The sequence below is a fragment of the Saccharopolyspora flava genome (genome assembly GCF_900116135.1).
Taxonomy (GTDB): domain Bacteria; phylum Actinomycetota; class Actinomycetes; order Mycobacteriales; family Pseudonocardiaceae; genus Saccharopolyspora; species Saccharopolyspora flava.
In genome coordinates, this window is sequence record NZ_FOZX01000001.1 from 1,365,722 (window position 1) to 1,384,899 (window position 19,178).

At 70.7% G+C, this 19,178-nt stretch carries 21 protein-coding genes; 3 read left to right on the forward strand and 18 right to left on the reverse strand.

Going from position 1 to position 19,178, the window contains the following annotated elements:
* Positions 1 to 32 precede the first annotated feature (32 nt).
* The 11 genes from BM424_RS06265 to BM424_RS29380 all read right to left on the reverse strand — a co-directional run bounded on the left by BM424_RS06265 (position 33) and on the right by BM424_RS29380 (position 9,398).
* Positions 33 to 476, reverse strand: a complete 444-nt coding sequence (locus tag BM424_RS06265) for a DUF3093 family protein (protein ID WP_093414334.1) — start codon at positions 474 to 476, stop codon at positions 33 to 35.
* On the reverse strand, positions 473 to 832 hold the full coding sequence (locus tag BM424_RS06270) for a hypothetical protein (protein ID WP_093414335.1): 360 nt from the start codon (positions 830 to 832) through the stop codon (positions 473 to 475). Before BM424_RS06270 ends, BM424_RS06265 begins: the two co-directional genes overlap by 4 nt.
* A 3-nt stretch (positions 833 to 835) precedes the next feature.
* Entirely contained in the window at positions 836 to 1,495 is a 660-nt protein-coding gene (locus tag BM424_RS06275; RefSeq protein ID WP_139274011.1) for a hypothetical protein, read from the reverse strand.
* Positions 1,496 to 1,618: 123 nt separating this feature from the next.
* A complete protein-coding gene (locus BM424_RS06280) occupies positions 1,619 to 2,149 on the reverse strand; it encodes a hypothetical protein (protein WP_093414338.1) in 531 nt (176 codons plus the stop codon).
* 43 nt (positions 2,150 to 2,192) lie between these two features.
* On the reverse strand, positions 2,193 to 2,768 hold the full coding sequence (locus tag BM424_RS06285; protein ID WP_093414340.1) for a hypothetical protein: 576 nt from the start codon (positions 2,766 to 2,768) through the stop codon (positions 2,193 to 2,195).
* The gene (hemB, locus tag BM424_RS06290) at positions 2,765 to 3,748 is read right to left on the reverse strand and encodes a porphobilinogen synthase (protein ID WP_093414341.1); all 984 of its coding nucleotides are present in this window, start codon (positions 3,746 to 3,748) and stop codon (positions 2,765 to 2,767) included. The genes BM424_RS06285 and hemB overlap by 4 nt, the downstream gene beginning before the upstream one ends.
* Before the next feature lie 312 nt (positions 3,749 to 4,060).
* Complete coding sequence (locus BM424_RS06295) at positions 4,061 to 5,593, reverse strand: bifunctional uroporphyrinogen-III C-methyltransferase/uroporphyrinogen-III synthase (protein WP_093414343.1); 1,533 nt, start codon at positions 5,591 to 5,593, stop codon at positions 4,061 to 4,063.
* 14 nt (positions 5,594 to 5,607) lie between these two features.
* Positions 5,608 to 6,546: a hydroxymethylbilane synthase gene (hemC, locus tag BM424_RS06300; RefSeq protein ID WP_093414345.1), complete on the reverse strand. Its 939-nt coding sequence runs from the start codon at positions 6,544 to 6,546 to the stop codon at positions 5,608 to 5,610.
* A complete protein-coding gene (locus tag BM424_RS06305) occupies positions 6,543 to 7,928 on the reverse strand; it encodes a glutamyl-tRNA reductase (RefSeq protein WP_093414346.1) in 1,386 nt (461 codons plus the stop codon). The genes hemC and BM424_RS06305 overlap by 4 nt, the downstream gene beginning before the upstream one ends.
* Complete coding sequence (locus BM424_RS06310) at positions 7,925 to 8,908, reverse strand: redox-sensing transcriptional repressor Rex (protein WP_093414348.1); 984 nt, start codon at positions 8,906 to 8,908, stop codon at positions 7,925 to 7,927. The genes BM424_RS06305 and BM424_RS06310 overlap by 4 nt, the downstream gene beginning before the upstream one ends.
* Before the next feature lie 253 nt (positions 8,909 to 9,161).
* The gene (locus BM424_RS29380; protein WP_245775628.1) at positions 9,162 to 9,398 is read right to left on the reverse strand and encodes a glutaredoxin family protein; all 237 of its coding nucleotides are present in this window, start codon (positions 9,396 to 9,398) and stop codon (positions 9,162 to 9,164) included.
* Between the two features lie 408 nt (positions 9,399 to 9,806).
* Between BM424_RS29380 and BM424_RS06320 the strand changes: the two genes are divergently transcribed.
* The gene (locus BM424_RS06320; RefSeq protein WP_093414351.1) at positions 9,807 to 10,502 is read left to right on the forward strand and encodes a sigma-70 family RNA polymerase sigma factor; all 696 of its coding nucleotides are present in this window, start codon (positions 9,807 to 9,809) and stop codon (positions 10,500 to 10,502) included.
* A 196-nt stretch (positions 10,503 to 10,698) separates the two neighbouring features.
* On the forward strand, positions 10,699 to 11,586 hold the full coding sequence (locus BM424_RS06325; RefSeq protein WP_093414727.1) for an HAD family hydrolase: 888 nt from the start codon (positions 10,699 to 10,701) through the stop codon (positions 11,584 to 11,586).
* 144 nt (positions 11,587 to 11,730) lie between these two features.
* Here the strand turns inward: BM424_RS06325 and BM424_RS06330 are convergent, their stop codons facing one another.
* From BM424_RS06330 to proC, 5 genes are all read right to left on the reverse strand, one after another.
* Positions 11,731 to 12,639, reverse strand: coding sequence for a lysophospholipid acyltransferase family protein (locus BM424_RS06330; RefSeq protein WP_093414352.1), 909 nt, complete (start codon positions 12,637 to 12,639; stop codon positions 11,731 to 11,733).
* 14 nt (positions 12,640 to 12,653) lie between these two features.
* Positions 12,654 to 13,688: an NAD-dependent epimerase/dehydratase family protein gene (locus BM424_RS06335; protein WP_093414354.1), complete on the reverse strand. Its 1,035-nt coding sequence runs from the start codon at positions 13,686 to 13,688 to the stop codon at positions 12,654 to 12,656.
* A 134-nt stretch (positions 13,689 to 13,822) separates the two neighbouring features.
* Complete coding sequence (locus BM424_RS06340) at positions 13,823 to 13,924, reverse strand: 30S ribosomal protein bS22 (RefSeq protein WP_010241351.1); 102 nt, start codon at positions 13,922 to 13,924, stop codon at positions 13,823 to 13,825.
* A 181-nt stretch (positions 13,925 to 14,105) separates the two neighbouring features.
* Positions 14,106 to 14,330, reverse strand: coding sequence for a helix-turn-helix domain-containing protein (locus tag BM424_RS06345; protein WP_093414355.1), 225 nt, complete (start codon positions 14,328 to 14,330; stop codon positions 14,106 to 14,108).
* Between the two features lie 311 nt (positions 14,331 to 14,641).
* Entirely contained in the window at positions 14,642 to 15,451 is an 810-nt protein-coding gene (proC, locus tag BM424_RS06350; RefSeq protein ID WP_093414356.1) for a pyrroline-5-carboxylate reductase, read from the reverse strand.
* A 141-nt stretch (positions 15,452 to 15,592) separates the two neighbouring features.
* Here proC and BM424_RS06355 point away from each other — a divergent pair, with 141 nt between their 5' ends.
* Positions 15,593 to 17,221: a long-chain fatty acid--CoA ligase gene (locus tag BM424_RS06355; RefSeq protein ID WP_093414358.1), complete on the forward strand. Its 1,629-nt coding sequence runs from the start codon at positions 15,593 to 15,595 to the stop codon at positions 17,219 to 17,221.
* 123 nt (positions 17,222 to 17,344) lie between these two features.
* Here the strand turns inward: BM424_RS06355 and BM424_RS06360 are convergent, their stop codons facing one another.
* Together BM424_RS06360 and BM424_RS06365 are read right to left on the reverse strand one after the other, a co-directional pair.
* The gene (locus BM424_RS06360; protein ID WP_093414359.1) at positions 17,345 to 18,130 is read right to left on the reverse strand and encodes a thioesterase family protein; all 786 of its coding nucleotides are present in this window, start codon (positions 18,128 to 18,130) and stop codon (positions 17,345 to 17,347) included.
* Between the two features lie 101 nt (positions 18,131 to 18,231).
* On the reverse strand, positions 18,232 to 19,122 hold the full coding sequence (locus tag BM424_RS06365) for a sugar phosphate isomerase/epimerase family protein (protein WP_093414361.1): 891 nt from the start codon (positions 19,120 to 19,122) through the stop codon (positions 18,232 to 18,234).
* Between the last annotated feature and the right edge of the window lie 56 nt (positions 19,123 to 19,178).

A 19,178-nucleotide genomic window follows, 5' to 3' on the forward strand; every position in this document is an offset into this window, starting at 1 on the left:
CACTTTGCTGTCCTGGCCCTGTGCTGCCCGGACTACAACTCGGACTTCTCGACGAGCTTGACCAGTTCCGCGACCAGCGCCTCGGAGTCCTTCGCCCAGGCCAGCACGACGGTGTCGTCGTCGAGCCGCAGCGGGATCTCGCCGGTCCCCTTCGGAGTGGTCCAGCTGCCGCCGAGCACCCGCGCCCCCACGGGCGCGCCGACGTCGCGGACCGCCGCGATGCGCTTGACCTCGACGGTCTCCCGGCCGAGCACCAGTTCGGACGGGGTCAGGGTGACCGCGAGCAGCCGGCGCCTGCCGTAGACCCAGATCGCGGCGGCCACGGCGAGACCGAGCCCGACCAGCACCCACATCGCGATGTGCTCCGGCCCGAGCGTCACCTGCTCGGCGACCAGCCCGAGCCCCGCGAACACCGGACCCCACAGCACCGGCCACCAGCTGCTGCCGCGTTCGGAGTACAACACCGGATCGCTCATCGCTCTCCCGTCAGCCAGTCGGAGCTCTGCTGCGCCCACATCAATACGGTTCCGGCGACGCCGAGCGCAAGCAGCAGCATCGGGATCCCGAAGCCGGGGCTGGACACGACCATCAGCAGCAGGTGCGCGGCCGCGACCGCGGAGAGCACCGGCCGCGCCCACCCGCGCCGGCGGAACAGCAGCGCGCCGAGCCCCAGGTAGACGGCGGCGAGCACGACCCCCACGACGGTGTTGATCACCCGGACCCGGGTGCCGATCGCCGGGTCGAACCAGGCGGGCGCGGTCTGCAGCACCAGCAGCAGCGCGACGACCCACCACAGCACGACCGCGATGCGCAGCGGTTTCGGTGGTGCCATCGGTCAGTACCGGGGGCGGGAGGCGTCGAAGTAGGCGTTGGACGCCGACAGGAACACCAGCACCACGAAGGCGACCGTGCCGAGCACCCCGAGCCCGCCCTGCACGTAGCTCAGCGCGTAGTAGGAGCCGGGCAGCGCGTTGCCGTCGGCCATCCCGGCGGCCATGCCACCGGAGCCGAGGGTGCCGACGCTGGACATCGCCCAGAACCCGGCGAAGATCACGAGGGTGACGCGCGCCCAGTTGCGCCCGGCCCGCAGCTTGAAGCCGAAGGCGATCCACAGCCCGGTCAGGATCAGGTAGAAGATCGTCAGCACGATGAAGAAGACCATCATCACGCCGTTGACCGCCGACGACATCTCCGCCGCCAGCTCCTCGTCGGTCCCGCTGGTGATCGAGTCCTGCACCCAGCCCTGCAGCACCAGGTAGCTGACCACGTTGAGCACGGTCACCAGCAGCGGCAGCACCACCGCGATCCAGAACGCGGCCTCGACCGACGCCGGGCGGCGCGGCACCGCCATCTCGTGCATCGGCACCGGCGGCGCGCTAAACGGGTTGTGCGCGTAGGACTGGTACCCGCCGGGAGCCTGCTGCGGAAAACCACCGGACGGGGTCCCCGGCGGCGGGTGACCACCCTGCTGCCAAGGATTCTGCGGATAACTCACGCAAGAACCCTAGAAACCCCCGATACCCCTGTCCACCACTTCAGGTCAAGTCCCCCGAACCCGACACGAACCCCGTTGCGCTCATCGCACTTTTTGCCACTTGAAGAAGGCCGTCGTTCGGGGTCAGGTGGGGTTTCTGGGTTGGAAGTGGGGGTTGGACGGGGTGAGGTAGGCGTAGATGATCGTGGCGGCGAGGGCTGCGAGCTGGAGGACCGCCACGAGGCCGGGCAGCACCGCGCCGGCGGCCGCGCCGAGGACCGTGGGGATCGTGAGCAGGAACCAGAGGGTTCCGACGACCGTGATCACGACCCGGGCCCAGTTGCGGCCGTTGCGCATGAAGATCAGGAACATGATCCACAGACCGGCCAGGACCAGGAAGAACACCACCACGATCGCCATCGTCACCTGGTACAGCGCGCGGGCCTGGTCGAGGGTGAGCGTCTGCCCGCCGGTCGCACCCGCCTCGCCGAGGAGCGCCTCCAGCTCGGCGTCGGTGATCATCGAGTACGACAGCGCGAACAGCACGAACCCGATGATCGGGCAGGCGACGCCCGCCCAGAACGAGTGGTCGACGGTGCGCGGCCGCCGTGGCCCGGAACCTTCCGGGGGCGGCGGGGCTGCTCCGTACGGGTCGACAGCGTCGGGCGGCGTCACCAGGCCAGATTAGGAACGCCCCGGCGGGGTGTCCACCGGACCGTCACAGCACGGTGCGCGGCGGCTGCGGCCGGTAACCCCGGTTCTCCCGGATGAAGCGGTTGGACTCCGGCCGGAACATGTACACGATCGCGGCAACCTCCACGGCCGCCACCAGCACCGCGAACACCACGTCGGTGACGCTCACGGTCATCCCGGTGAGCCGCTCGATCAGCTCGGGACCGACCAGCGACACCGTCAGCACCGTGACCACCGCGTTGAACACGCCGAACGCGCCGAACACCGTCAGCGTCACCCGGGCCCAGTTGCGGGCCTCCAGCATCCTCCTGCTCAGCAGCACGTACACCATCAGCGTCAACGCCTTGAACATGAAGGTGAACATGATGCCGCTGTTGGCGGCGGCGTCCAGGTCGGTCTGGGTCATCTCCGGCTGGAGCTGCCGCAGCTCGCCGATCAGCCGTTCCCGGTCGAGCAGCTCGACGAACGCCTGCACCGCGCCGACCAGCACCGACGCCACCCACAGCCACCGCGCGATCTGCAGCGCCCTGGGCGGCTGCGGCGGTTCCGGCGGCTTGACGGGTCGGCCGAAGGCGTCCACCTGCTGCTCCACCCCGGTCATGCCCGCGCGTCCTGCAACCACTGGGCCGCTTCGGTCGCCCAGTAGGTGAGCACGACGTCGGCGCCCGCGCGGCGGATCGACGTCAGCGACTCCAGGACGGTGCGCTGCCGGTCCAGCCACCCGTTGGCCACGGCGGCCTCGACCATCGCGTACTCGCCGGACACCTGGTAGGCCGCGACCGGGACGTCGGCGACGCCGGCGATGTCGCGCAGCACGTCCAAGTAGGACAGCGCGGGCTTGACCATCACCATGTCGGCGCCCTCGGCCAGGTCCAGATCGGCCTCGCGCAGGGCTTCGCGGCCGTTGGCCGGGTCCTGCTGGTAGGTCTTGCGGTCGCCCTGCAGCTGCGAGTCGACGGCCTCGCGGAACGGCCCGAAGAACGCCGAGGCGTACTTCGCGGAGTAGGCCATGATCGACACGTCGTCGTAGCCGGTGGCGTCCAGCGAATCGCGGATCACGCCGACCTGGCCGTCCATCATGCCGCTGGGCGCGACCACGTGGGCGCCGGACTGCGCCTGCACCACGCCCATCTCGCCGTAGATCTGCAGCGTGCGGTCGTTGTCGACGTTGCCGTCCTCGTCCAGCACGCCGCAGTGGCCGTGATCGGTGAACTCGTCCAGGCACAGGTCCGCCATCAGCACGGTGCTGTCGCCGACCTCGGAGCGCAGGTCGCGCAGCGCGACGTTGAGGATCCCGTCCGGGTCGACCGCCCCCGATCCGACCGCGTCGTGCTTCTCCGGCACGCCGAAGAGCATCAGGCCGCCGACACCCGCGCTGACCGCCTCGACCGCGGCCTTCTTCAGCGAATCGCGGGTGTGCTGGACGACCCCCGGCATCGAGGAGATCGGCGACGGCTCGGTGGCGCCCTCGCGGACGAACATCGGCAGCACCAGGTGCCGCGGCTCCACGGAGGTCTCGGACACCAGACGACGCAACGCCGGATTGCGGCGGAGGCGACGGGGACGGCTCGTCGGGTACATAACTGCGGCTCCCCAAGCAGACTCGGCGGGGTGACCCCACGAGCGTAGCGATCCCACCCATCCCCCCTCCGCAGGCCTCAACCCCACGTGACCCACTGCTCAGCACCACCCCGCCCCACCGCGAACCCCGCGACAAAACCTGCGGTATTCGTCGGGTCGAAAACTGCGGTATTTGACCCGACGAAAACTGCGGTATTTGACCGGTCGAATCCTGCGGTTTTTGACCCGAGGACCGGGAGCGAGGGTCGGAGCTGGGGCCGGAGACGCCGAAGGGCGCCTTCCCGGGTGGGAAGGCGCCCTTCGGGTGGTGCTTCAGCTGCGGCGGGCTCGCTTGGCCTTGCGCGGGGGCGGCAGAGCGCCCTCGGCGCGGAGGCGGGCGGCGTGGGCCGCGAGGGCGTCGACCAGCTCCTCGATCCGGGGGGCCTCGGGCTGGACGTCGACGCGCAGGCCGAACTCCTTGGCCGTCTCGGCCGTGTTCGGGCCGATGCAGGCCACCAGCGTGCGGGCGTGCGGCTTGCCCGCGATGCCGACCAGGTTGCGCACCGTCGAGGACGAGGTGAAGCAGACCGCGTCGAAACCACCGGTCTTGATCATCTCGCGGGTCTCGGCCGGCGGCGGCGCGGCGCGGACGGTCCGGTAGGCCGTCACGTCGTCGACCTCCCAGCCGCGCTCCTGCAGACCCGCCGACAGCGTCTCGGTGGCGATGTCGGCGCGCGGCAGCAGCACCCGGTCCACCGGGTCCAGGATGTCGTCGTGCGGCGGGAACTCCTGCAGCAGGCCCTCGCTCGACTGGTCACCCGAGGGCAGCAGCTCCGGGATGATGCCGAAGGCGCGCACCTTCTCCGCGGTGGCCTCGCCGACGCAGGCGATCTTCACACCGGAGAACGCGCGGGCGTCCAGACCGAACTCGGCGAACTTCTCCCACACCGCGCGGACCGCGTTCGCCGAGGTGAACACGACCCACTGGTACCGGCCGTCGACCAGGCCCTTGACCGCGCGCTCCATCTGCGCGGGGCTGCGCGGCGGCTCCACGGAGATCGTCGGCACCTCGTGCGAGACGGCGCCGTGCGACCACAGCCGCTCGCTCATCACGCCGGCCTGCTCCTTGGTGCGCGGCACCAGGATCTTCCAGCCGTACAGGGCGCGGGACTCCCACCAGGACAGCTTGTTCCGCTCCGAGACGACGTCGCCGATCGTCACCACCAGGTGGCCCTGCAGCTCACCGGCGTCGGCGGCCAGCGAGGCCAGCGTGGTGTCGATCGTGCGCTGCTGCACCGTGGTGCCGGACGCGGTCACCGCGACCGGGGTCGTCGCCGGACGGCCGTGCTCGACCAGTCGCGACGCCGCCTCGGCGAGGTGGCTGCCGGTGGTGTGCAGCACCAGCGCGCCGGGAACCCCGGCCAGCGCGGGCCAGTCGGCGTCACCGCGGACGTCGACCTCGGTGTGCACCGCGCCCAGCGCGATGCCGGCGTAGGCCGGAACCGCGCTGCCGCCGGCGACACCGGGGATCACGTCGAACGGCGCCTCGGTCTTGGCGACCTCCTGCGTCTCGCGGACCACCGCGTCGGCGGTCAGCGGGTCGCCGGCGACCAGACGGACCACGTTGCGACCGGTGTCGGCCTCGTTGGCCAGGTCCTTGGCGACGTCGGCCGGGTCGCCGACGGCGGGGCGGACCTCCGCCCCCTCGGCGGCCAGCGCGACGATGTCGGCGGGTACGTCCGGGTCGGTCACCAGCAGCGAAGCGCGGGCGATCACATCCCGGCCCCGAACGGTGAGCAGTCCCGCGTCACCGGGACCGGAACCCACGAAAGCAATCCGTCCGGGGGTCTTACGTGCTCGGGTCATCAGGGCACTCCCCATCAACTACTGCCGGGGCCGCTGAGCAGTGCGGCCCGGGCTTCGAGCAGCTCATCGGCCAGTTCCAGGCCGAGCTGCTCTGCGGCGGTCGTCTCACCAGTGGCGGAGGCGCGGATCAGAACGTCGTCGTCTGTCGCCACCACTCCACGCACGGACAGGCGCAGCGCCACGCGCCCGTCGTCGTCGAGGTCCTCCACCACCTCGGCCAGCGCACCGACCGGCGCGTGGCAACCGGCTTCGAGCCGGGCCAGCACAGCGCGTTCGGCGGCAACCGCGGCGCGGCTGGCCTGATCGTCCAAAACGGACTGCAGCAAGTGCTCGGTGTCCACGTCATCGACGCGGCATTCCACTGCGAGCGCGCCCTGAGCGGGCGCGGGCAGCATCTGCAGTGGATCGAGCGTTTCCGTGATCACCGAAAGCCGGCCCACCCGGGCCAGCCCGGCGCGGGCGAGGACGACGGCGTCCAGCTCGCCGTCGGTCACCTTGCGCATTCGGGTGTCCACATTGCCGCGGATGCCGCGCACCTCCAGGCCCAGGCCTGCGGCCCGGAGCTGACTGGCGCGGCGCGGCGAACCGGTGCCCACAACGGACCCCGGGGGCAGTTCGCCGAGCGTCAGACCGTCCCGCGCCACCAGCGCGTCCCTCGGGTCCTCCCGGACCGGGACGGCGGCCAGCGACAACCGGGGGTCCGGTTCGGTCGGCAGGTCTTTGTAGGAGTGGATCGCGACGTCGACCTCGTCGGCGGCGAGCGCTTCGCGCAGCGCCGAGGTGAACACGCCGACGCCGATCTCGGCGATCGGGGCCATCGACTTGTCACCCGGGGTCGAGACGGTCACCAGCTGGGTCGGGTAACCGGCCGCCTCCAGCTGCTCGGCGACCCACGTGCTCTGCGCCATCGCCAGCGCACTGCCCCGGGTGCCGATGCGGAGGGTCTTGTTCAACGGTCCTCACCGTCCTGTTCCGCTCGTCCGCGCAGCAGCGCCTGGGCGACCGTGACACCGCCGGGGAGGTTCTCCTCGGCCTGCGGGGTGCCGATCACCGCAGCGGTCTGCGGGTCGAGCTCGAAGAGTTCGCGGAGGGCGTCGGCGTAGCCGGAACCGCCCGGCTGCGACGCGAGCTGCTTGACGCGCACCGTCGGCGAGTGCAGCAGCTTGTCCACCACGCGGCGGACGGTGCGGCTGAGCTCCTCGCGGGTCGAGGCGTCGATGTCGGGCAGCCGGGAGTCCAGTCGCAGCAGCTCGCTGTCGACGACCTCGGCGGCGCGCTTGCGCAGCGCGGTGACCGTGGGGGTCACCTCGGCCGAGCGCTGCGCGGCGAGGTAGCCGCGCACCTCCTCGGCGACGATCTCGGCGGCCCGGTCGGACTCGTTGCCGCCCTGCTTGGCCGACAGCCGCTGCTGCAGGCTCGCCAGGTCGACGACGGTGACGCCGGGCAGGTCGCCGACCTCGGCGGCGATGTCGCGCGGCAGACCGAGGTCGCAGCACAGCAGCGGGCGGTCGTCGCGGACGGTCAGCGCCGCCGACACGACCTCCTCGGTCACCACCGCGCCGACCGCGCCGGTGCAGGCCACGACCAGGTCGGCGGCGGCGATCGCCTCGGCCAGCCCGGACAGGTCCGCGGTGCCGGCGTCCACGCCGTCGGCGCGCAGCGACTCGGCCAGCCGCTCGCCGTTGGCGGCGGTGCGGTTGGCGATGACGATGCGGCCGATGCCGGCGCGCTTGAGCTGCGCGGCGGTCAGCCCGCCCATCGAGCCCGCGCCGACCAGCAGCGCGTTCTTGCCCGCGAGCCCGTCGAGCGCGACCTCGGCGTCGGCCAGCGCCTCGGAGACCACCGAGGCGCCCTCGTTGTCGATGCCGGTCTCGCTGTGCACCCGCTTGCCGACGCGCAGCGCCTGCTGGGCCAGCTCGTGGAGGGTCTTGCCGACGGTGCCGCGCTCGTCGGCGGTGCCGTAGGCCTGGCGCAGCTGGCCGAGGATCTGGGCCTCGCCGACGACCATCGAGTCCAGCCCGGACGACACCGAGAACAGGTGCTCGACGGCGGCGCCGGCGTAGTAGACGTAGAGGTGGTCGGCCAGCTCGGCGACCTCGGCGCCGGAGTGCCGCGACAGCACGGCGGTCACGTCGTCCAGGCCGCCGTGGAAGGTCTCGGCCAGCGCGTAGATCTCGACCCGGTTGCAGGTGGAGATCACGAACGCCTCGGCGATGTGCTCGCGCAGCACGAGCTCGTCGAGGATCTTGTTGATGTCCCCGCCACTGATGGCGACCCGCTCCAGGACCCGGACCGGGGCGCTGTGGTGGGAAATCCCGACGGTGAGCAGGTTCACAGCCGTTCCACCATCCTGTTCGCCGAATCGATCTCGCCCGGGAGTCCCGCACCGCCGCCCGGCGGACCGGCCCCGTCGACCTGACCGGACTCACCCGAGGCGACCGCTTCCTGCTGCCGCCGGGCCACGTGGAACGACAGGATCTGCATCTCCACCGCCAAGTCGACCTTGCGCACCTCGACGTGCTCGGGAACCTGCAGCACGATCGGGGCAAAGTTCAGGATGCACGTGACACCGCCCGCCACCAGGCGGTCGCAGACCTCCTGCGCGCCCTGGGTGGGGGTGGCGATCACGCCGATGGTGACCTCGCGCTGGGAGCACACGTCGACGATGTCGTCGATGTGGCTGACGGGGATGCCGCCGACCGGCACGCCCACCAGGTCCTCGTCGAGGTCGAACAGCGCCGACACCGGGAAACCGCGGCCGGGGAACCCGCCGTAGTTGGCCAGCGCGTGACCGAGGTTGCCGATACCGACCACGGCGACGCTGTGCTTGCGGGTCAGGCCGAGCGTCCGCTCGATCTGACCGATCAGCACCTCGACCTCGTAGCCGACGCCGCGGGTGCCGTAGGAACCGATGTAGGAGAGGTCCTTGCGCAGCTTGGCGGAGTTCACGCCCGCCGCGGTGGCCAGCTCCTCGCTGGAGACCGTGGTGATGTCCTGCTCGGCGAGCGAGGACAGGGCGCGCAGGTAGACCGCGAGCCGGGCGACGGCCGCTTCCGGGATGGAGCGGGCGCGCTCGCGGGCGGCCGGGACCTCGATCGCCGACCCGTTCGCCTGGGCGCCGTTGGCCTGGGACCCGTTGGTCCCGCCCTCGTTCCGGTTCCCGTTGCCACCGGCGTCGGTCGCGTCGGCGTCCGGGGTCCGCGGGGACGCAGCGGTCCGGGCAGAGGTCTGCCCGTCTCCTTCTGGCACGTCCGCTCCTTGGGCCGTCACGCTGGATCTCCCTCGCCTGCTGGTGGTCTGCCCCTCGGGCGGCATCGAGGTGGGACGAACACCGGGGAAGCGGTGAGACCGAACCACCTGATCCGCTGATCCGCGCCGGAGATTCCGGCGGGGAGTTCCGGCGGCACGACCCCTACACCGTAGCCATTTGTGAATGCATGCACAAAGTCGGCAGGGACCGCAGCACCGGAGGCGCAAACCTTCCCCGCCATCATTCCGGATACCCCCCTGAAGTGCCAAAACGGGTGGTACAGGGCACGTGACGCGGGTCGCGGTGCCGAATCGGGGGCTAGTTCGCCAGCGCGCGGCGGAGGCGTTCTTCCTCGACTTTCCAGAAGCCGTGCTCGGCTCCATCGATCAAGATCACCGGGACCCGGTCGCCGTACTCGGCGCGCAGCTCGACGTCGGCGTCGACGTCGCTGACCGACCACGGGACGCCCAGCTCATCGCAGATCCGCCGCACGTCGGCGATCGCGTCGACGCAGGAGTGGCAGCCCTCGCGGGAGATCACGGTGACCTCGTGCACGTCGCCTCCTCGGCGGGTCGCTGGAAAAAATTCCGCGCCTCCAACGTACTCAGCGCGCGACCGGCCGGAGACCGGGCTCACCGAGGCGATCGACCAGCTCACGTGGCCAAAATCACCCGGGGTGATCGGGCTCATCCCGCCCAGACAACACGCAACGCGACCGGACCGTCACCGCAATGAACTACCTACTTCTGAGTAACAACACGTATGCTGCTGCTCCAACGCCCACTTCGGTGGGGGTCGGCCAGTCGAGTGAAGGCCCGATCGAGCGGTACCGGCGCAACCCGTCGTCCCTGATCGGTCCCCGGATCAGGTGTCCGTCACGGGCACGACGACATGGTTGCCGGCGCGGTGCGTCCCCGTACCACCGGAGCCGGTGAAGCCAACGAAGGCAGGAGGTCGCCGGAGATGAGCAGCCCCGAGACGCTCGCACCCCCCGCCCCCGACACCGCAGGCCGTACTCACCACGTGCGGACACGGCCCGTGAGTTCACCGAGCGCGCCCGACGCCTGGTCGGAGATCGCCGACTCCCGCGTGCTGGACAGCTGCGTCCCCGACAACTGGGCGTACGTCAGCGCCGCCCAGCAGGGCGACAACGACGCCTTCGGCAGGCTCTACGACGAGTACTCCCAGACCGTCTACCGGTACGTGCTGTTCCGGGTCAGCGATCACTGCCTGGCCGAGGACATCACCAGCGAGACGTTCCTGCGGGCGCTGCGCCGCATCGCCTCGATCAGCTACCAGGGCCGCGACGTGGCCGCCTGGTTCATCACCATCGCCAAGAACCTGATCCTCGACCACATCAAGTCCAGCCGGAACCGCCTGGAGATCCCCACCTCGGAGGTCACCGACCACGTGCCGGCCAAGGGCTCGCACGTCGGCCCCGAGCACCAGGTGCTGCTCGACGCCACCAACAGCGAACTGCTGCAGTGCATCCGCAAGCTCAACCCCGACCAGCGGGAATGCATCCGGCTGCGGTTCCTCCAGGACCTGTCGGTGACCGAGACCGCGGTGGCCATGCAGCGCAACGAAGGCGCGGTCAAGGCCCTCCAGCACCGCGCGGTCCGCCGACTGGCGCAACTCCTGCCCGACGATCTCCGCTAGTTCTTGCCGATCCCGGCGTAGGTGCGCAATCGTGGCGCGGACGAGGTCTTAAGCTAGGAGGACGCCGACCCGGACGGCATCCTCGGAGCGGGTCGGTTCCGACCACGGACTTCGCACATCACCACTCCGGAGGAACCCGGGAGGCGCGGCGGTGCCGACACGGCAGGGCTCGGCCGATGACGCGGACCACAACGGCATGCGCACGTCCAGCACAGAGCAGATCGACAGCGCGAAGGTCGCGGGCCGCGCCTCGGCGAAGGCGGCGGTCGCCGCCGCCCCGGTCCAGGACGGCACCCTCACCACGCCGCCCGACCTGACCGCGGCGGCGTTCTTCGACGTCGACAACACGATGATGATGGGCGCCTCGCTGTTCCACTTCGCCCGAGGCCTGGCCGCCCGCAAGTTCTTCAACGCCGGTGACCTGGCCGGATTCGCCTGGCAGCAGCTCAAGTTCCGCATCGGCGGGCGGGAGAACCCGCAGGACATCCAGGCCAGCCGGGAGCAGGCGCTGTCGTTCGTGGCCGGGCGCAGCGTCGAGGAGCTGGTCAACCTCAGCGAGGAGATCTACGACGAGCTGATGGCCGACCGGATCTGGGCGGGCACCCGCGCGCTCGCGCAGATGCACCTCGACGCCGGTCAGCGGGTGTGGCTGGTGACCGCGACCCCCGTCGAGCTGGCCTCGATCATCGCGCGGCGGCTGGGCCTGACCGGCGCGCTAGGCACGGTGTCGGAGAGCGAGGACGGCATCTACACCGGCCGCCTGGTCGGCGAGATGCTGCACGGTCGCGCCAAGGCCCACGCGGTGCGCGCGATCGCCGCCAGCGAAGGCCTCGACCTGCGCCGCTGCACCGCCTACTCGGACTCGGCCAACGACATCCCGATGCTGTCGGTGGTGGGCACGGCCGTCGCGGTGAACCCCGACCAGCGGCTCCGCGAGATCGCCCGCGCCCGCGAGTGGGAGATCCGCGACTTCCGCACCGGCCGCAAGGCCGTCCGCATCGGCCTCAACTCCGTGCTCGGCGCGGGCGCCGCCGCCGGCGCGGTCGCCGCGGGCATGGCCTACCGCCGCCGCGACCGCTCCTGATCATCCGCGATCGCTCCTGATCACCGAGGAGGAGACGACCGGCGCGGCGGCATCCCCGTCCGTCGCGCCGGTCGGCTACATCCTGAACATCAAGTGGCCACCCCTGCACGGCCGACCGCTCGGGATCATCAGACCGGGTGGATCTCAGCCCAGGAAGACGTTCGTGCGCTGGGAGAGCAGCCGGTAGAGGGTCTGCTGGATGATCTCGCGGACCTGGTCGGAGAGGCTGAACACCAGCATCGGGTCGTCCGCCGCGCCCTCCGGGTAACCGCTGGTCTCGATCGGCTCGCCGAACTCGATGTACCACTTCGACGGCAGCGGGACCGCGCCCAGCGGGCCGAAGTGCGGGAACAGCGGCGTCACCGGGAAGTACGGCAACCCCAGCAGGCGCGCGATCGGCTTGAGGTCGGCCAGCTTCGGGTAGATCTCCTCGGCGCCGACGATCGCGCACGGGATGATCGGCGCGCCGGTGCGCAGCGCGGCCGAGACGAACCCGCCGCGGCCGAACCGCTGCAGCTTGTAGCGGTCCTTGAACGGCTTGCCGATGCCCTTGAAGCCCTCCGGCCAGACGCCCACCAGCTCGCCGCCGGTCAGCAGCCGCTCGGCGTCGGGGTTGCAGGCCAGCGTGTGCCCGGCCTTGCGGGCCAGCGGCCCCAGCATCGGCATCCGGAACACCAGGTCCGCGCCCAGCATCCGCAGGTGCCGCTCGGCCGGGTGGTGGTCGTGCACCGCGATGGTCGTCATCAGCGCGTCCCACGGCAGCGTGCCGGAGTGGTTGGCGACCAGCAGCGCCCCCGTGTCGGGCACGTTGTGCGCGCCGATGGCCTCCACCCGGAACCACTTCTCGTAGAACGGGCGGATGAGGCGCAGCAGCACCTCGTCGGTGAGCTCCTCGTCGAAGCCGAACTCGTCGACCCGGTAGTCGCCGAGCAGCCGGCGCCGGGCGAAGGCGAGCACGTCGATGACGGACTCCTCCCACCCGGGTTCCTCGGGAGCCGGGGGAATCCGGTCGCCGTCCTCCGGTCGCAACGGGATCACCTGCGCATCGGCCATCGCGCCTCCGTCTCTCACCGCAGTCTGGAAAGCAGGTCCCCGGCGCGCCGTTCCAGCGCCATGATGTTCTCCGGCTCCACCACCGGGCGGAGTCCGCGTCCGCGCACGAAGTCGTCGAACGCCTGCTGGGTGGTCCAGCGCGGGGTGTACCCGAAGGTCTCACGGAGCCGTGTGGTGTCCACCACCCGGCCGAAGTTGAGGAACCGCAGCTGCTCCGGGGAGAAGTCGACCAGCCGGGCGCTGCGGAACAGCTGTGTCACGGCCGGGACGGACATGCTCGGCAGCGGCAGCGCCACCCGGCCCGCGCGCCGGATCGCCTGCGACAGCATCAGCACCCCGTCACCGGCGACGTTGTAGGCGCCGGTGGCGTCGCCGAGCGTCGCGCGCTCCAGCACCGCCAGCGCGTCCTCGGAGTGCAGCAGCTGGAACCGCGCGTCAAAGCCGAGGACCGTCGGCACCACCGGGAGCATGAAGTAGCGGGCCAGCATCGCGTCGATGCGCGGGCCGATCAGGTTGGAGAACCGCAGCGTGGTGATGTCCACGTCGGGCCGGCGGCGGCCGAAACCGCGCACGTAGCCCTCGATCTCCACCGCGTCCTTGGCGTAGCCGGACGTCGGCAGGTCCTTGGGCTCGAGGTCCTCGGTGAACACGGCGGGATCCCGCGAGCTGGAGCCGTAGACGGCGCAGGTGGAGCGCACCACGACCTTGCGGACCCGCGGCGACTGCTGGCAGGCGGCGAGCAGCTGCATGCTGCCGATGACGTTCATCTCCTTGAGCGTCGCGCGCCCGCCCGGACCCGTGTGCGTGTTGATCGCCGCGTGCACCACGGTGTCCACCCCGGCGTTGTTGATGACCTTGCTGATCAGCGGGTTCCGGATGTCGGCGCGCACGAACTCGGTGCGCCCCATCCGCCGCATCAGGTCGCGGCCGGGCTGGACGGTGTCGACCCCCAGCACCCGGTCGATCGCCGGGTTGGCCGCCAGCCGCGCCGCCAGGTGTCCGCCCAGGAAGCGGCTCACACCCGTCACCAGCACGACGTTCGGCCCCATGTGTCACCCCGCGCAGTCGAAGGAGTGCCGCCAGAGATCGATGCTACAGGCGCCCCCGGCCCGGACCGGGTTACCGAGCGGGGTCGCGCAAGAAAAACCGCCGTCGACTCCGGGGGTCGACGGCGGCTCTCAGATCACTTGCCCAACTTGCGACGCTGGACGCGCGTCTTGCGAAGCAGCTTGCGGTGCTTCTTCTTGGACATACGCTTGCGGCGCTTCTTGATGACCGAGCCCATGCGGACTCCTTCACTCTTGACGGCGGTTCGAACGTCTTCCGTGCCGGAGCAGCTGCCAGGAGCGCATCAGGCACGACCAACCCAAAACTTTACCTGCCCTGGTCTCGGGCCTGCCGCCGTGGTCCGGCAAGCGCGATCCGATCACCCCCGGGCGGGCCTGGGGGTGATCGTCGCGGACGGCTCACCCCGCGTCGTAGTACGCGTGCTCGAGGTAGGCGTGGACGTCCTTCTTCGCGACCCGGAACGAGCGGCCCACCCGCGCCGCGGGCAGCTCACCGGCGTGCACGAGCCGGTAGACGGTCATCTTGGACACCCGCATCAGCTTGGCCACCTCGGCGACGGTGAGGAACCGCACCTGGCCCATGTTGGGCGGCGCCTGCTGGCTGGGTTCGGAGTTCGCAGACATGCTTCACCGTGCCCTTCGCACGTGTCGCCCCCGGCGGCTTCCCCGTCCGCCGGAAACCTCACGCACGTGCTCCACCGAGACTAACGGGACACAGCGAGATTGTTGAGTTGACTTCGGAACCACCCGTGCCGCGCGAAGGTCACCAGTGGACAGTTTTAGCCATAATTGTCCCGACAAAACGGACATTGATCATGGGTGATTCTGGCTAAAACTGTCCACTGGTGACGCACCCACCCACAGCGACCCACCTCCGCTCCGTGGTGGGGCGGGGCGTCCTGGTGGGAGGTTCGCGCTGCGCGACTCGGTGGGGCTCAGTCCTCGTGGGCCTTGCCGAGTTCGACCGAGCGGTCCCGGGCGGCTTCGATGGCGTCGATGAGGGCCGCCCGGACGCCGTGCTTCTCCAGCTCGCGGATGCCGGCGATCGTGGTGCCCGCCGGGGAGGTGACCGCCTCGCGGAGCATCACCGGGTGGCCGTCGCCCTCGCGGAGCATGGTGGCCGCGCCGACCGCGGACTGGACGATGAGGTCGGCGGCCGTGGCGCGCGGGATGCCCAGCAGGATCCCGGCGTCGATCATGGCCTCGACCAGGTAGAAGAAGTACGCCGGGCCGGATCCGGACAGTGCGGTGACCGCGTCCTGCTGGGTCTCCGGGACCCGGGCCACCTTGCCGACGCTGCCCAGCAGCTCCTCGACCAGGTCCAGGTGGTGGTCCTCGGCGTGCGCGCCGCCGGAGATGGCGGCCATCGCCTCGCCGACCAGCATCGGCGTGTTGGGCATGACCCGCACGACCGCCGTTCCCTCCGGCAACCGGCGCTCGAACAGCTTCGTCGGCAGGCCCGCGCACAGCGAGACGACCAGCTTGCCCGCCGGGATCTTCGGCGCCACCTCGTCCAGCAGCGGCTCGATGTCCTGCGGCTTGACCGCGACCACGATGACGTCCGCGCGCTGCACCGCCGTGGGCACGTCCACGTGCGAGATGCCGTAGGTCTTGGTGAGCTCCTCGGCCCGGCTCGGGAAGCGCTCGGTGAACAGCAGGTCGGACGGGGCCCGGCCGGCCTTGATCAGGCCCGAGAGCAGGGCTTCTCCGATCTTTCCGGCTCCGAGCACGGCGATGGTCGTCATGGGCCTCAGGGTGCCAGACCACGCTGCGTGTCGAGCCCTCCCGTTGACCCCGCCCGCGAGATAGTGTGTCTTGCACCACAAACCGAAGGTCTTTCATTTCGCGATCGCCGAGCGATCTCCCCACGCGAAGGAGCTTCGACCATGTTGAGCACGATGAACGACGGTCCCCTCTCGATCGCCCGGCTCCTGCGGCAGGGCTCCGGCCCCCACGGCGCCTCCGCCGAAGTCGTCACCTGGACCGGGGACGGAGCGCGGCGCAGCACTTACGCCGAGGTCGGCCGGGACGCCGCCCGGCTGGCGCACGCGCTGCGCGGTCTCGGCGTCACCGGTGATCAGCGCGTCGGCACGTTCATGTGGAACAACGCCGAACACCTGACCGCCTACCTCGCGGTGCCGTCGATGGGCGCGGTGCTGCACACCCTCAACATCCGGCTGTTCCCGGAGCAGGTCAGCTACGTCGCCAACCACGCCGAGGACCACGTGGTGCTGGTCGACCACACGCTGCTGCCGCTGTTCGGCAAGTTGCTGCCGGAGATGAAGACCGTCCGCCACGTCGTCGTGGTCGGCGGCGACCCGGCGGCGCTGGACGCCCCCTCCGGGGTCGAGGTGCACGGCTACGCCGACCTGCTCGCCGGGCAGCCCGACGAGTTCGACTGGCCCGAGCTGGACGAACGCTCCGCGGCCGCCATGTGCTACACGTCCGGGACGACCGCGAACCCCAAGGGCGTCGTCTACTCGCACCGGTCGATCTACCTGCACTCGATGCAGGTCTGCATGACCGACGGCATGGGGCTGCGGCAGGGCGACCGGGGCCTGGCCGTGGTGCCGATGTTCCACGCGATGTCGTGGGGACTGCCCTACGCGGCGTTCATGATCGGCGCCTCGATGCTCATGCCGGACCGATTCCTGCAACCCGAACCGCTGGTGACGATGATGGCCGCCGAACGGCCGACGATGGCGGCCGCGGTGCCCACGATCTGGCAGGGCGTGCTCGCCGAGCTCGACGCGAACCCCCGCGACATCTCCTCGATGCACGAGGTCGTGATCGGCGGATCGGCCTGCCCGCCCGCGATGATGCGGACCTTCCAGGAGCGCTACGGCATCACCGTCGTGCACGCCTGGGGCATGACCGAGACGTCCCCGCTGGGCAGCCTCGCCCGGCCGCCCGCGTCGGCCACCGGCGAGGACGTGTGGCCCTACCGGGAGAGCCAGGGCCGGTTGCCCGCCTCGGTGGAGGGACGGCTGGTCGGCGACGACGGCGGGATCCTGCCGTGGGACGGGCGGAGCGTCGGTGAGCTGGAGGTGCGCGGCCCGTGGGTGGCCAAGGCCTACTGCGGCGACGACGATCCGGAGAAGTTCCACGACGGCTGGCTGCGCACCGGCGACGTCGGGTACCTGACGCCGGAGGGCTTCCTGCACCTGACCGACCGGGCCAAGGACGTGATCAAGTCCGGCGGTGAGTGGATCTCGTCGGTGGAGCTGGAGAACCAGGTCATGGCGCATCCGGCAGTGGCCGAGGCGATGGTCATCGGCGTGCCGGACGAGAAGTGGTCGGAGCGCCCGCTGGTGGCGGTCGTGCTGCGGGAGGGTCAGTCCGCCGACGCTGCCGAGCTCCGCGAGTTCCTCACCGGCTCGGTCGCCGGCTGGCAGCTCCCGGAGTACTGGACCTTCATCACCGAGGCCCCCAAGACCAGCGTCGGCAAGTTCGACAAGAAGCGCCTCCGCCAGCACCACGCCGAAGGCGCCCTCGACGTCATCCACCTCACCTGACCCCACCCACGTCAAGCCCCCGGCCCTCCACAGGTCGAATACCGCAGGTTTTGACCGGTCGAAAACTGCGGTATTTGACCGACAAAACCTGCGGTATTTGACCCGTGGGTGCGTTGGTGCGGGTCAGGAGGGGGAGAGGGCGAGTTGGCGGGCTTGGCAGATGAGGCGGCCGACCGAGTCGATGACCTGGACGTCCTCGTCGAACCACTGGCCGTGGACGGCGCGGCAGTCGACCAGCATGCGCAGCCAGCCGTTGGCGGGGTGCGCGCGCAGGTAGGCGGTCAGCTGCACCGTGGGCGCCCAGCCGAAGCGGCCCAGGTTCAGCGTCACCGGGACCGTGAGGTCGCCCGCGACCAGGCCGAACAGCAGGTCCGGGTGGCCGTCGCGCGGCTTGACCCACATCCGGTAGCGCGGCTCGCCGGTGCCGCCGGTGAGGAACTCCGCGGTGTGCGGGTCGAGCCGCATGTCGCAGACCTCGGCGAGGTCGAAGAACCGCGTCGACTGGCTCAGGTCGATGGCGTCCGGCGGCGGGTTCACCGGCATCGACGGCAGGTCCGACCACTCGGGTTCGGCCGCGGGCATCCGCCCGGCGGTGACCGTGGCGTCCACGCACACCTGGCCGCGCTGCTCCAGCACCGCGCGCACGACGGTGACGGTCTTGCCGGTCTTGAGGGCCTGCAGCCGGATCATCACCGGACCGACGCGCGGCGGACGCAGGTGCTGCGCGCTGATCGACAGCGGTTCCAGGCCGGTGCCGTCGCAGACGGCTCTGGTGATCAGCGCCAGCAGGTAACCGCCGTGCGGGTTGTCCCCGACCGCCCAGTCGGGGTGGAGGTTCGCGACGTAACTGCCGTCGCCGAGCGAACGCACCGAGGTGGCCGCGGAGAACGAGTCCTGGACCTCGGTCACGTGGGGTCCACCGGTCGAAAGCCCACTGCGCGCAACGAGTTCATGATCGAAGATTCTAATGACCCCCGACGAAGTTGATCATCAGGCGTCGGTTAGCGGCCCTAAGAGCCCAGCGGCTCCAGGTGCAGACGGGCGAAGAGCAGGGCTTCGGCGAGGAGATCGGCTCGTTGCTGGGGATTCTTGGCCTTGCGGGTGTTGACCTCCAGCACCACCGAGCCCTCGTAGCCGTCGGCCGCCAGCGCCTCGCACACCTCCGCGCACGGCTGGTTCCCCTGGCCCGGCAGCAGGTGCTCGTCGTGCGCGGCCCCGGTGCCGTCGGCCAGGTGCACGTGCGCGAGCCCGCTGCTCATCCGCTTGAGCAGCTCGACGGCGTCGACGTGCGCGGCCGCCGCGTGCGAGAGGTCCAGCGTGTAGTTCCGGAAGCCCACGTCGGTCGGGTCGGGCGAGGGCTTGAACGCCGAGAGCCCGCCGTTGCCCTTGGACCCGGCGCCCTTGGTGGCCGAGCGGGCGGTGCGCAGCCGGTTCAGCGAGTTCGGCGGCCGCAGCGGGAACATGTTCTCCACCGCGATCCGGATGCCGCTGGTCTCCTCCAGCTCCTCCACCAGTTCCGGGAACGCCTCGGCGTAGCGGCGCTGCCAGCGGAACGGCGGGTGCACCACGACCGTCGAGGCGCCCAGCTCGGAGGCCACCACCACGGCCCGGCGGAGCCGCTCCTCGGGTTCCGGCGACCACACGCGCTGGGTGATCAGCAGGCAGGGCGCGTGCACGGCCAGGACCGGGACCCCGTGCTGCTCGGACAGGCGGCTCAGCGCCTTGACGTCCTGGCTGACCGCGTCGGCCCAGACCATCACCTCGACCCCGTCGAAACCGAGGTCCGCCGACATCTCGAAGGCCGCGCGCGCCGGCTGCGGCCACACCGAGGCGCTGGACAGCCCCACCGGTATGCGGTCGGGGGTGTCCTGCTGCTCGGGTCGGGTTGGTTGTCCAGTCATCTCGAACCAAGCATGACCGACGGTCGCGGAGCGATTGCGCAGCGGTCTGACCTTCG